Below are 12525 nucleotides of genomic sequence, written 5' to 3'. Positions count from 1 at the left end.
CTGGCGTTGATTTTTGGCACGCTGTTGAGTTCTCAAGGTGCGGACGCTTCCTTCGTTCCTGTTTCCAGGCCCTCCGGGCGCTTCCTTCGTTTCCAGCTTAGCAGATCCGATTTCCTTCTCTGCCACCCGCTGGAGCGGGCTGCCGGGATAGGAATTCGCTTTCGCGCTTTCCGTTTCCTCGGCGGGGTCAAACATTACCAGGCTTTCTCCGGCCTCCTGACCACTCCCCCGGCGAGCTGACGCACGCAGAGGTGTAGACCACTGGGGTTAGGATCTGAGCTTGATGGGTGCTGCCGACCCGCGGCTCCAGGCCGCACTGGGGTCAAGCAGGAGTACGACAGTACATCCCACCGTCAGTAGAGGCAAATCGTTTCGGGTAGTCCGTAGGTCCGCCAACTGGTACGTCTCGTGCGGAACTAGGACTTCCCATGACATACGCTTCAGGACAGTACGCCGTCCAGGACAGGTAGTGACGGCGCCACACCATCTCCGCCCCTGGGAGGCTTCCCATGTCAACCGTGACGTCGCCACTCGCTGGACGCGCCATCGGTCTCGCCGCAGTTCCCGACCCGGTCTTCTCCGGTGCCATGGTCGGGCCCGGCACCGCCATCGATCCCGTGCGCGAGCCCTCCGAGGCGGTCTCCCCCGTCGACGGGGTCATCGTCTCCATGCACCCGCACGCCTTCGTCGTCGTCGACGGTGAGGGCCACGGCGTCCTCGTCCACCTCGGCATCGACACCGTGCAGCTCAACGGACAGGGTTTCGAGCTGCTCGTGAACAAGGGCGACACCGTGCAGCGGGGACAGGCCGTCGTGCGCTGGAACCCGGCCGAGGTCGAGGCCGCCGGCAAGTCCCCCATCTGCCCCGTCGTGGCCCTCGAGGCCACAGCGGACTCCCTCTCCGCCGTCCAGGAGGACGGCGAGGTGAAGGCCGGCGACCAGCTCTTCCACTGGAGCTGAGCCGGCCCCGTCCGCAGGACGGCCAGGAGTTCGACAATCGACACGGCGGCCCGGGCCGCCGCACTATCGGAGACGGTGAGATGGAGACAACGCTGCGAGGCGTCGGCGTCAGCCACGGAGTGGCGATCGGCGAGGTCCGGCACATGGGCACGGCGGTCCTCGAACCGCCGGCCAAGCAGATTCCGGCCGACGAGGCGGAGCGCGAACAGGGGCGCGCCCGCCAGGCCGTGGAGGCCGTCGCCGCGGACCTGATCGCGCGGGGCAACCTGGCGGGCGGTGAAGCCCAGGCCGTGCTGGAGGCCCAGGCGATGATCGCCCAGGACCCGGAGCTCATCGCCGACGTGGACCGGCGGATCGCGGTCGGCAGCACGGCCGAGCGCGGAATCTACGACGCGTTCTCGCACTACCGCGAGCTGCTCGCGGGCGCCGGTGAGTACATGGCCGGCCGGGTCGCGGACCTGGACGACGTGCGGAACCGGATCGTCGCGCGGCTGCTCGGCGTGCCCATGCCGGGCGTGCCGGACAGCGACGAGCCGTACGTCCTGATCGCGCGGGACCTGGCGCCCGCGGACACGGCGCTGCTCGACCCGGCGCTCGTGCTCGGTTTCGTGACCGAGGAGGGCGGGCCGACCAGCCACAGCGCCATCCTCGCGCGGGCCCTGGGAGTGCCGGCCGTGGTGGCGCTGCCCGGTGCCGGTGAGCTGGCCGAGGGCACGATGATCGCCGTCGACGGTTCCACCGGTGAGATCTTCGTGGAGCCGAGCGAGGAGAAGAAGGCCGAGCTGACCAGGGCCGCCGCCGAGCGCAAGGCCGCGCTCGCCGCGTCCAGCGGTCCCGGTGCCACCTCGGACGGGCACAAGGTGCCGCTCCTCGCCAACGTCGGCGGTCCCGGGGACGTACCGGCGGCCGTGGAGGCCGGTGCCGAGGGCGTCGGTCTGTTCCGTACCGAGTTCCTCTTCCTCGACGACAGCCGGAAGGCGCCGTCGGAGGAGAAGCAGATCGAGGCCTACCGCAAGGTGCTGGAGGCGTTCCCCGAGGGCCGGGTGGTCGTGCGGGTGCTGGACGCCGGGGCGGACAAGCCGCTCGACTTCCTGACGCCGGCGGACGAGCCGAACCCGGCGCTCGGTGTGCGGGGTCTGCGGACGCTGCTCGACCACCCGGAGGTGCTGCGGACGCAGCTCACCGCGCTGGCGAAGGCGGCCGAGGGCCTGCCGGTGTACCTGGAGGTCATGGCGCCGATGGTCGCCGACCGTACGGACGCCAAGGCCTTCGCGGACGCCTGTCGTGAGGCCGGGCTGCGGGCGAAGTTCGGTGCCATGGTCGAGATCCCGTCGGCGGCGCTGCGGGCGCGCTCGATCCTCCAGGAGGTCGAGTTCCTGTCGCTGGGCACCAACGACCTGGCGCAGTACACCTTCGCCGCCGACCGGCAGGTCGGTGCGGTGTCGCGGCTGCAGGACCCGTGGCAGCCGGCGCTGCTCGACCTGGTGGCGCTCTCCGCGGAGGCGGCCAAGGCCGAGGGCAAGAGTTGTGGTGTGTGCGGTGAGGCGGCGTCGGATCCGCTGCTCGCCTGTGTGCTGACGGGTCTGGGGGTCACCTCCCTGTCCATGGGTGCGGCGTCGATCCCGTACGTGCGGGCGACGCTGGCCACGTACACGCTGGCGCAGTGCGAGCGGGCGGCGGCCGCGGCGCGGGCCGCGGACACCGCCGAAGAGGCGCGGCGCGCGGCGCAGGCGGTGCTGTCCGGCGAGTGATCGCCGGCCGGCGCCTGTTCTCCGGAGGGGCTTCCCGTCACATGGTGGCGGGGAGCCCCTCCGGCGTTTCCGGGTGGTTGGCCGGTCAGGGCCGGGGCCGGTGGGCGGCGCAGTCGTCGTAGGGGTCGGTGGGGAGCGGGAAGCCGGCGCGGTGATCGACGTCCGGTTCGGGCGCGACCGGTTCGCCGGTGCGGGCGTCGGTGCAGTAGGCGGCGAAGACCTCGGCCTCGGTGAGCGGGGCGAGGGTGGCGTCCTTCAGGCGCCAGCCGTGGAGGCGGTCGCGGGCGCCCGGCGCGGAGGTGCGCAGGACGAGGCCGCCGGGGGCGGAGAGGGCGATGCCGGCGGCGAGGACGGCGGTGAACTCGGTGGCGGCGGTGAGGTCGTGGTGGGCGGTGCCGTCGTCGTCGGTGCGGGTGTGGAGGACGGTGAGGAGGTGGTCCGTGCCCGCGGGGACGCTGCACACCAGGTGGTGGGTGCCGGGGCCGGTGGCCTCCAGGAGGCGGGCCAGGAGGTGGGTGGCGCGGTCGAAGGCGGCCTTGCCGATGTCCTTGCCGCAGGCGGCGCAGTCCCCGGCCGTGGCGAGGACGGTGGTGGCGTACTCCCAGGTGGCGTGGCGGACGGCGGTGTCGACGAGTTCGGGCAGGAGGGTGGCGAGCGGCTGGCCGGTGTAGGTGAGGCGGGCCCCGGTGGCGGCGACGTGGGCGGTGAAGCGGCTGCGGCTGGCCGGGTGGTCGGGGTCGGTTCCGGTGGCGGTGCACCAGGCCGCGTACTCCTCGGGGTCGAAGAGGGTGACGGTGGTGTGTCCGCCCTGGGAGGCGAGGGTCCTGAGGAGGGCCTCGATCTGCTGGAGGTAGGCGGTGTGGTCGTCGAAGGCGAAGGTGCGGTAGCGCCGCATGGCGGCGAAGTCCCGTGCGTCGGCGAGGAGTCCGACGGTGCTGGGCATCTCGCGGCGCAGGGCGCGGCGGAGGCGGCGGTCGGCCGCGGTGGTGTGCGGGGTGCGGGCGGTGTCGGTGTGAGGCATGGCTGGTCCCCCCTGGTTCGCGGGCCGGTCGGTCCGCTCCGATCAGTGCTCACTCACCGTAACCTTCGCCACTGACAGTGACGATTCGGGGAGTCGGTGACCGATGAGGCGCCGCTGGGCGACGGTGGTGGCGACGAGGACGGCACCGAGGACGGGCCAGGCGAAGGGGCCGGCGGAGACGAGTCCGGTGACGAGGAGGGGGCCGCCGAAGCGCTGGGTGGACTGGGCGAGTCCGTGGACACCGAGATAGGCGCCCTGGGCGTCGTCCGGGGCGAGGGCGACGGAGAGTTCCCAGGAGGCGAGGGTGTGGAGCATCTCGGCGAAGGTGAGGGCGACGGCCGCGACGACGAGGGCGGTGACGGCGGTGGCGGGTCCGCCGATGCCGGAGACGCAGACCGCGGTGGTGCCGGTGGCGAAGAGGACGGCGAGGGGGCGGTAGAGCCGGCGGGCGGCCGCGGGGGTGGCGCCGAAGCGGGAGAGGGGGACCTGGAAGAGGACGACGAGGACGCTGTTGACGACGAGCAGCAGGGGCGCGAGGCCGGCGGGGGCTTCGGTGGCGTGGACGATCCAGAGGGGCAGGCCGACCTGGAGGATCGAGTCGTGGAGGAAGAAGACGGCGTCCCCCGCGGTGAAGCCCAGGAAGGCGCGGTCGCGCCACGGGTCGGAGCGGCGGGGCGCGGGGGCCGGGGAGCCGTCGGTGGCGGGGGTGCCGGTCGCCACGGTGCGGGAGGGGGCGGGCGGCTCGGCGCAGCGGAGGGTCAGGGCGGCCATCAGCAGGTAGGAGAGGACGTTGCCGACGAGGAGGAGTTGGTAGGCCGCGGTGGTGCCGACGGCGAGCGCCGCCGCGGCGCCGAGGCCGCCGATGGTCCAGCCGATGTTGGAGGCGGTGCGGTTGATGGCCTGGTAGCGGGCGCGGTCGGGGCCGGCGATCCGGGCGGCGTAGAGCTTGGTGAGGACGTTGGTGGCGCGGTCGGGGAGGGCGCCGATCGCCGAGTAGACGACGAGGAGGGCGTACGTGTCGGTGGTGAGGAGGGCCAGGAGGGCCGCGGCGCGCAGGAGTTGGGTGCCGATGAGGACGCGCACGAGGGGGAAGCGGTCGGCGAGGCGGCCGCCGAGCGGGGCGCCGGCGATGCCGGCCGCGCCGGACAGGCCGACGAGGAGGCCGACCTCGCCGAGGCCGAGGCCGGTGACGTACGTGAAGTAGAGGGCCATGGCGGTGGCCCAGAGGCCGGTGCCGCACTTGTCGATGAAACCGATGAGGAGCAGGCGGCGCCCGTCGGGGCCGCCCGGGACGCGGTCCTTGAGAGGTGTTCGGGCGGGGCGGGTCGAGCGGCTCACGTGGGTCCCCCTTGCGTATTTCTTTGTATTGGTACATAGTTGAGTACGTGGCAGCACAATATTCGATCGAGGGGTCCACGGCCAAGGGGATTGCCGCGTCCGTCGAGCGGGGGGTCGCCGAGGGCGGGCTCCGGCCGGGTGACGCCCTCCCTCCGGTACGGCGGCTCGCGGACGCGCTCGGAGTCAGTCCGGGCACGGTCGCCACGGCCTACAAGGAATTGCGCCGACGGGGGCTCGTCGTCACCCGGGGCCGGGGCGGGACCGTGGTGGCCGAGGTTCCGTCGGTGGCCTCCCGGCGCCCGCCCCGCGTCCCCGAGGGACTGGTGGACCTGGCCGGTGGCCATCCCGATCCGGCGTTCCTGCCGGTGCTGCGCCCGCCGGCGGAGTTCGCGCCCGTCCAGGGCTCGCACCGCGCGGCCCCGCGCCTCGCCGAGCTGGAGGCGCTGACGCGGGACTGGTTCGTCCGGGACGGCGTGCCCGCGGAGCACGTGACCTTCGCGCACGGGGCTCTGGACTGCATCGCGCGGCTGCTCTCCACGGAGCTGCGGCCCGGTGACGCGGTGGCCGTGGAGGACCCCGGCTTCCACCACCTGCTGGATCTGGTGCCCGCGCTGGGACTGCGGATCGCGCCGGTGACGGTGGACGGGGAGGGCATGGTGCCCGAGTCGCTGCGGGCGGCCCTGCGCGGCGGGGCGCGCGCGGTGGTGTGCAGCCCGCGCGGTCAGTGCCCCACGGGGGCCTTCTTCACCCGCGCGCGGCGGGACGCTCTGGTGGCGGTGGTGCGCGAGTTCCCCGAGGTGCTCGTCGTGGAGGACGACCACAACGCGGAGGTGGGCGGCGCGGCGGCGTACACCCTGGCCGCCGGGGGGCTGGAGCGCTGGGCGCAGGTCAGGACCGTCTCCAAGCACCTCGGGATCGACCTGCGGTGGGCCGGGGTCGCCTGTGACCCGGTGACGCTCGCCCGGCACGACGGCCGGATGCTCATGACCTCGGGCTGGGTCAGTCACCTGCTGCAGAGGACGGTGGCCGGGCTGTTCACCGACCCGTCGGTGGGTGAGCTGGTCGCGGCCGGGGAGGCGGCGTACGCGGAGCGGCGCGCGACCCTGCTCGACGCCCTCGGCGCGTACCGGATCCGGGCGGTCGGGGCGAGCGGGTTCAACGTGTGGGTGCCGGTGCGCGACGAGTCCGCGGTGGTGAACGGGCTGCGGACGCACGGCTGGTGGGTGGCCGCGGGGGCGCGCTTCCGGATCGCGGCGCCGCCCGCGGTGCGGATCACGGCGGCGACGCTGCGGCCGGAGGACGCCCGGCGGCTCGCGGCGGACTTCGCCGAGGTGCTGGGCGACGCGCAGGCCACGTACGGCGGATGAACGGAGGGCCGGCACCCGGGCGGGTGCCGGCCCCCGGTCGCGTCAGGCGCGGCGGGCTTCCGCCAGGGAGGCGTAGAAGCGGAGCAGGTCGAGGTTGTCGACCGAGCCCGGGTTGACGGCCTTGTCGAGCGGCGTGCCCTGGAGCAGGCGCTTGACCGGGACCTCGATGCGCTTGCCGGTGAGCGTGTGCGGGACGCCGGGGACCTGGATGATCTCGTCGGGGACGTGGCGCGGGGAGAGTTCCGTGCGGATGGTCCGCCGGATCCGGTCGATCAGTTCCTCGTCGAGGGTCGCGCCCTCCGCGAGGTGGACGAAGAGGGGCATCCAGTAGCCGCCGTCCGGCTCCTCCAGTCCGATGACGAGGGACTCGCGGATCTCCGGGAGGCGCTCCACGGCCTCGTAGATGTCGGCGCTGCCCATCCGCACGCCCTGCCGGTTGAGGGTGGAGTCGGAGCGGCCGTGGATGACGACGGAGCCGTGGTCGCTGATCGTGATCCAGTCGCCGTGGCGCCAGACGCCGGGGAACATCTCGAAGTAGCTGTCGCGGTAGCGGCTGCCGTCGGGGTCGTTCCAGAAGTGGATCGGCATGGACGGCATGGGGTTGGTGACGACCAGTTCGCCGACCTCGCCGACGAGCGGCTTGCCGGAGGGGTCCCACGCCTGGAGGTCGGTGCCGAGGCCCGCGGCCTGGAGTTCGCCGATGTGCACGGGGAGGGTGGGGACGGCGCCCGCGAAGCACGAGCAGACGTCCGTGCCGCCGCTGACGGACGCGATCCACAGGTCGTCGCGGACCTCGTCGTGGAGCCAGCGGAAACCGTCGGGCGGCAGCGGGGAGCCGGTGGTGGCGACGCACCGCACGGCGGACAGGTCGAAGTCGCGGCCCGGGTGGACGCCGGCCTTGGCGCAGGCCATGACGTACGCGGCGGAGGTGCCGTACAGGGTGGCGCGGGTGCGTTCGGCGATGCGCCACTGGGCGGCGGTGTCGGGGAAGCCGGGACTGCCGTCGTAGAGGACGACGGTGGTGCCCGTGAGGAGACCGGAGACGAGGAAGTTCCACATCATCCAGCCGGTGGAGGTGTACCAGAAGAACACGTCCCCGGGGCCGAGGTCGCAGTGCAGGCCGAGCTGCTTGAGGTGCTCGACGAGGATGCCGCCCTGGGACTGGACGATCGCCTTGGGCAGGCCCGTGGTGCCGGAGGAGTACAGGACCCACAGCGGGTGGGAGAACGGCACCTGCTCGAAGACCGGCTCGGCGTCGCCGGCGACGAGGTCGTCCCAGAGGAGGGCGCCGTCCGGGGTGCCGGTGCCCAGGAGCGGGATGTGGACGACGGCGCGGAGGGCGGGCAGCTCGGCGCGGAGTTCGGCGACGGTCGCGCGGCGGTCGTGCTCCTTGCCGCCGTAACGGTAGCCGTCGACGGTGAAGAGGACGACCGGTTCGACCTGCTGGAAGCGGTCGAGGACGGAGCGGGCGCCGAAGTCGGGGGCGCAGGAGGTCCAGACACCGCCGACGGCGGCGGTGGCGAGGAGGGCGACGACCGCCTGCGGAACGTTGGGCAGGTAGCCGCTGACACGGTCACCGGGGCGTACGCCGAGGGCGCGGAGTTCCGCGGCGAGGCAGCCCACCTGGCGGCGGAGCTCGGCCCAGGTGATCGGGGTGGGCTCCTGGGTCTCGTCCACATGGAGGAGGGCCGTGTCGTGGGGACGGTCGGCGGCGGCGCGCAGGGCGTGCTCGGCGTAGTTGAGGGTGGCGCCGGGGAACCAGTCCGCGCCGGGCATCGCGCGGTCGCCGAGGACGCGCTCGTACGGGGTGGAGAAGCGGACGTCGAACCACTCGGCGACGGCCCGCCAGAAGGTGTCGAGCTCCTCGACGGACCACCGGTGGAGCGCGGGGTAGCCGCCCTCGGCCGGCGCGCCGTGGTGTTCGGCGGCCCAGGCCTGGAAGCGGGTCACGGCGGCCGAGGCGATGCGGTCCTCGTCCGGCTGCCAGAGCGGCTCGGTCGGCGCTGCGGATGTCATGGGGTGGCTCCCTGGCTGTACGCGGGGTCGGCGTGTGTCCCGCGCACGTGCTGGGGTGTGCGCGTGACGCGGCTGACAGGACGATGCCATGTGATCCTCTTTCGCACCAGGGTCGCCCACCCATGGTCGGGGAGTTGAACATGTGCTCCCACCACGGGTGAACGGCGGTTGAACGGAGCTCACCGCGCCTCCGGCGGGTGGCAGGGTGATCGTCATGGACGGTCGTGAACTGCTGCGTTCGGTGAAGGTGTGGGGGTCGGTGCGGGGCCTGCGGACGGTACGGACGGCGTGGCGGCTGCGCCGGACGGACGCGTGGGGGCTGCCGGCCAGGGGGCCGGAGCGGGCGCGGGTGCCGGGCCCGCTGGTCGCGGCGGAGGCGCTGCCGGGCGGGGGCGTCCTGCGGTTCGCGCGGTCCGCGCTGCGCATCACCGTGTCGGCGGGCGGCACCGTGTTCTGGGGATGGGACGGGGCCGAGCCGCTCCCCTCGTACGCGCTGGCGGGAGAGGCACCGGAGCCCGATCCGCGGGCGGCGCTCGAACCGGACACGGACGGCGGGTGGCGGATCGTGTCGGAGCGGGTGACGGTGGCCGTCTCGCGGCACGGGGCCGTGGAGGTCCGTACGCCGGGCGGGGTGGTGCTGCGGCGGGATCTGCCGCCGCGCTGGTGGGAACCGGTGGCGGGCGGTCCCGCGCGGTGGGCGCAGCGCAGCGAGGTGCCGGCGGACGCCCGGTTCTTCGGCCTGGGGGGACAGGCGGGCGGGCCGCGGCTGCGGGACGGCTCCTACCGCCTGTGGAACACCGGTCCGCGGGGGCTCCCGGCGCCGCAGGACGGTCCTCCGTCGTGCACGATGCCGGTGCAGTTCGTCGTCTCCGACGCGGGGACGCATCTGGCGTTCCACGACAACTCCTGGGACGGGCGGGTCACGCTCGCCGAGGGTGAGGAGGGGGCCGGTTCGGGCCACGACCGGCCGGGGACCGCCGAGGTGCGGATGGAGGGCGGGCCGCTGCGCTGCTGGGTGGTGGTCGGCACGCCCGCGCGGGTGCTGCACGGCTGGGCGGCGCTGACGGGGGCGCCCGCGCTGCCTCCGTCGTGGGCCCTCGGGCCCCAGCACGTGAGCCGGGGGGCCGGGAGCGCCGACGAGGTGCGCCGGGTGGTGGACGGGTACCGGGAGCGGGGGCTGCCGCTGGCGGCCGTGCACCTGGAGAGTGGCCCCGCCGGCGGTCACGGGGTGCCGGGGGGCGGCCGGGAGCGGTCCGCCGGGCTGCCGGGTCTCGCGGAGGAGCTGCGGGAACGGGGAGTGCGGCTGGTGTCGGTCGTGGAGCCGGCGGTGCGGGCCGAGCCGGGGCGGGCGCGGTACGAGGAGGGGCGGGCCGCGGGGGTCTTCGTGCGGGACGCGCGGGGCGCGGAGATCCGCGGGGTGGCGGGGGCGGGTGACTGCGCCTATCCGGACTTCACGGACCCGGAGGTGCGACGGTGGTGGGGCGGGCTGTACGAGGAGCGGCTGCGGCAGGGCTTCGCCGGGGTGGCGCACACCGGGGACGAGCCGCTGGTGCCCGGCCCGTTCGGGGACGGGACGCTGCCCCGGTCGGCCCGGCACGCTCTGGAGGGGCGGGGCGGTGACCACCACGAGGCGCACAACGTGTACGGGCTCGCGATGGCCCGCGCCGGGTACGAGGGGTTGCGCCGGCTGCGTCCGCAGGAGCGGCCTTTCCTCCTCTCCCGGTCGGGCTGGGCGGGCACGCAGCGGTACGGCGGCACCTGGTCCGGCGAGGTGACCGCCGGGTGGCCGGGCTTGCGGGCCTCGCTCGCGCTGGTGCTGGGGCTCGGGCTGTGCGGGGTGCCGTACACGGGCTCCGGTCCGGACGGGACCGGTGGGACCGGCGGGAGCCCGTCACCGGAGCTGTACCTGCGCCGGCTCCAGCTGGCGGCGTGGCTGCCGCTGTTCCGTACGGGGACGTCGGGCGGCGAGCCGTGGGAGTTCGGCCCGGAGGTGCTGGAGCACGCGCGGGCGGCGCTGGCCGAACGGGAGCGGCTGCGCCCGTACTTCGGGACGCTGGCCCGGCTGGCGCGGATGACGGGGGCGCCGTTCGCGCGGCCGGTGTGGTGGGGGACGCCGGAGGACCGGGCGCTGCGATCGTGCGAGGACGCGTTTCTGCTCGGGGACGCGCTGTTGGTCGCGCCGGTGCTGCACCGGGGTGCCGACCGGCGGGCGGTACGGCTGCCGCGCGGGCGCTGGTACGACACGGCGACGGGCCGCCCGTACGAGGGGCCGGGGCAGGTGCTGGTGGAGGCCCCTCTCGCGCGGGTGCCGGTCCTGGCGCGGGCGGGGGCGGTGATCCCGGTGAGCGGTGCGGACGGGCGGCTCGCGCTGGAGGTGTGGGCGCCCGCCGTGGGGCGGACCGGCGGGGGGCTCGTGGTGCGCGACACCGGCGACGGCTGGGAGCCGGCGGAGATCGAGCGGTACCGGTCGCGCCGGGTGGACGGGCGGGTGGTGGTGGAGCGGGTGACGGACGCCGGCGTGGAGGACGTGGGGCTGCCGGTGCGGGTGCGGGGGTGCGGTCAGGAGCCGTAGGCCCCGGCGAACCACTTCCGTGCCGCCTCGGTGTGGAGGGGGAAGGCGAGGGTGCGGGGGGCGCGCAGGACGTGGAGGGCGGTCGTCTCGGGGGTCGGCGTGAAGGGCGGGAGGGCGTCCAGGGCGGGCAGGAGGCCGAAGAGGAGGAGGTGGTCGCCGGAGCCGAGGGCGTCGGCGAGCCGGACGTCGGTCGCGCAGGCCTCGATGCCGGTCTCCTCGCGGAGTTCACGGACGACGGCGGCGCGCCAGTCCTCGCCGTGGTCGATGAAGCCGCCGGGCAGGGCGGTGCCGCCGCGCCGGGGTTCGATGCCGCGGGTGATGGTGACGAGGCCCTCGCCCCGGCCGTCGCGCACGGGGAGCAGGGCCACGGCGACGGGCAGCGGGTTGCGGTAGGCGGTGCGGCCGCAGGAGCGGCAGGTGCGGGGCCATCCGGCGCCGGCCGGATGGGCGGCGCCGCAGGCGGAACAGAAGGTGGTCCCGGTGTCGTTCACGGCCCGACCGTACGCGATGGCCCTTTCCCGGCGCCGCCGGAACTGATAGACGGTGCGCATGACTCGACCGGTTCGCGCACTCCGTACCCTCGCCGTCACCGCCTCGGCCGGGCTCCTCGCCCTGACCGGGGCCGCCGTCTCCGCTCCCCCGGCACGGGCCGTGCCGGAGCCGAAGGCGCCGTCCGGGTTCGTGGCGCTCGACGCGGTGGACCGGACGATCCTCCAGGAGATGCGGTACACGACGGCGCACAACTTCGTGGGTGAGCCGGTCGACGGCTACCGGCAGCCGGTGTGCCTCCTGACCCGGCCGGCCGCCGAGGCCCTGCACCGCGCGCAGCGGCGGCTGCTGCCCCGGGGCTACACGCTGAAGGTGTACGACTGCTACCGGCCGCAGCGGGCCGTCGACCACTTCGTGCGCTGGGCGAAGGACCTCGGCGACGAGCGGATGAAGGGCGAGTTCTACCCCCTGGTGGAGAAGTCGCGGCTGTTCGCGGACGGTTACATCGCGGAGAGGTCGGGGCACAGCCGGGGGTCCACGGTCGACCTGACGCTGGTACGGCTGCCGGCGGCGCCGACCCGTCGGTACGTGCCCGGCGAGCCGCTCGTGGCGTGCTTCGCCCCGCGGGCGGAGCGGTTCCCGGACAACTCGGTGGACATGGGGACCGGGTACGACTGCTTCGACACCCGTTCGCACACCGACGATCCGCGGGCCACGGGCGAGCAGCGCGCCAACCGGCAGCTGCTGAAGGGGGTGCTGGCCGAGCAGGGGTTCGTGAACCTGCCCGAGGAGTGGTGGCACTTCACCTTCAGGCCGGAGCCGTACCCCTCGACGTACTTCGACTTCCCCGTGGCCCGGCGGTCGGTGGCCGGACGCTGAGGATTCCCGGCACCGGCTCCTCCCCCGCCGCCCCCCGGCCGGGCCGCCGGCAGCGGGGGGGGGGGGGGGGTGAGGGGGGGGCGGGGGGCGGGGGGGCGCGGGGGGCGGGGGGGAAGGGGGGGCGGTCCCCCGG

Annotated in this window: 10 protein-coding genes; 5 read left to right on the top strand and 5 right to left on the bottom strand. The window is 74.5% G+C overall.

Translation table 11 applies throughout. The features are described from left to right. On the bottom strand, positions 1-195 hold a 195-nt coding region (locus ACFY60_RS29225; protein WP_388617588.1), incomplete at its 3' end, for a hypothetical protein. Between the two features lie 314 nt (positions 196-509). On the opposite strand from ACFY60_RS29225, the gene ACFY60_RS29220 reads away from it, so the two are divergent. After that, entirely contained in the window at positions 510-959 is a 450-nt protein-coding gene (locus ACFY60_RS29220) for a PTS glucose transporter subunit IIA (protein WP_388617585.1), read from the top strand. An 80-nt stretch (positions 960-1039) separates the two neighbouring features. After that, on the top strand, positions 1040-2710 hold the full coding sequence (gene ptsP, locus ACFY60_RS29215) for a phosphoenolpyruvate--protein phosphotransferase (protein WP_345281973.1): 1671 nt from the start codon (positions 1040-1042) through the stop codon (positions 2708-2710). A gap of 85 nt (positions 2711-2795) precedes the next feature. Here ptsP and ACFY60_RS29210 read toward each other — a convergent pair whose 3' ends face one another. Together ACFY60_RS29210 and ACFY60_RS29205 are read right to left on the bottom strand one after the other, a co-directional pair. Then, positions 2796-3731 (bottom strand): hypothetical protein, encoded by a 936-nt coding sequence (locus tag ACFY60_RS29210; protein ID WP_388617581.1) that lies wholly within the window; start codon positions 3729-3731, stop codon positions 2796-2798. 42 nt (positions 3732-3773) lie between these two features. Then, positions 3774-5069: an MFS transporter gene (locus tag ACFY60_RS29205; protein ID WP_388617578.1), complete on the bottom strand. Its 1296-nt coding sequence runs from the start codon at positions 5067-5069 to the stop codon at positions 3774-3776. Positions 5070-5116: 47 nt separating this feature from the next. Here ACFY60_RS29205 and ACFY60_RS29200 point away from each other — a divergent pair, with 47 nt between their 5' ends. Then, positions 5117-6436, top strand: a complete 1320-nt coding sequence (locus ACFY60_RS29200; RefSeq protein WP_388617575.1) for an aminotransferase class I/II-fold pyridoxal phosphate-dependent enzyme — start codon at positions 5117-5119, stop codon at positions 6434-6436. 42 nt (positions 6437-6478) lie between these two features. Here the strand turns inward: ACFY60_RS29200 and ACFY60_RS29195 are convergent, their stop codons facing one another. After that, on the bottom strand, positions 6479-8452 hold the full coding sequence (locus ACFY60_RS29195) for an acetoacetate--CoA ligase (RefSeq protein ID WP_388617572.1): 1974 nt from the start codon (positions 8450-8452) through the stop codon (positions 6479-6481). A gap of 214 nt (positions 8453-8666) precedes the next feature. On the opposite strand from ACFY60_RS29195, the gene ACFY60_RS29190 reads away from it, so the two are divergent. Next, positions 8667-11024: a glycoside hydrolase family 31 protein gene (locus ACFY60_RS29190; RefSeq protein WP_388617568.1), complete on the top strand. Its 2358-nt coding sequence runs from the start codon at positions 8667-8669 to the stop codon at positions 11022-11024. Here ACFY60_RS29190 and ACFY60_RS29185 read toward each other — a convergent pair. Next, positions 11012-11575: an NUDIX domain-containing protein gene (locus ACFY60_RS29185; RefSeq protein WP_388617565.1), complete on the bottom strand. Its 564-nt coding sequence runs from the start codon at positions 11573-11575 to the stop codon at positions 11012-11014. The genes ACFY60_RS29190 and ACFY60_RS29185 overlap by 13 nt on opposite strands. Between ACFY60_RS29185 and ACFY60_RS29180 the strand changes: the two genes are divergently transcribed. Then, entirely contained in the window at positions 11574-12392 is an 819-nt protein-coding gene (locus ACFY60_RS29180; protein ID WP_388617562.1) for a M15 family metallopeptidase, read from the top strand. The genes ACFY60_RS29185 and ACFY60_RS29180 overlap by 2 nt on opposite strands. Positions 12393-12525 lie beyond the last annotated feature (133 nt).

The organism is Streptomyces sp. NPDC012827, from assembly GCF_042900905.1.
GTDB lineage: Bacteria > Actinomycetota > Actinomycetes > Streptomycetales > Streptomycetaceae > Streptomyces > Streptomyces gulbargensis.
Note: the sequence above shows the minus strand (reverse complement) of the source record. Positions and strands in the feature narration are given on the sequence as shown.

Coding starts and splice junctions, on each gene's coding strand:
- ACFY60_RS29190 (WP_388617568.1), top strand. CDS start 8,667: ATGGACGGTCGTGAACTGCTGCGTTCGGTGAAGGTGTGGGGGTCGGTG.
- ACFY60_RS29180 (WP_388617562.1), top strand. CDS start 11,574: ATGACTCGACCGGTTCGCGCACTCCGTACCCTCGCCGTCACCGCCTCG.
- ACFY60_RS29195 (WP_388617572.1), bottom strand. CDS start 8,452: ATGACATCCGCAGCGCCGACCGAGCCGCTCTGGCAGCCGGACGAGGAC.
- ACFY60_RS29220 (WP_388617585.1), top strand. CDS start 510: ATGTCAACCGTGACGTCGCCACTCGCTGGACGCGCCATCGGTCTCGCC.
- ACFY60_RS29185 (WP_388617565.1), bottom strand. CDS start 11,575: ATGCGCACCGTCTATCAGTTCCGGCGGCGCCGGGAAAGGGCCATCGCG.
- ACFY60_RS29210 (WP_388617581.1), bottom strand. CDS start 3,731: ATGCCTCACACCGACACCGCCCGCACCCCGCACACCACCGCGGCCGAC.
- ptsP (WP_345281973.1), top strand. CDS start 1,040: ATGGAGACAACGCTGCGAGGCGTCGGCGTCAGCCACGGAGTGGCGATC.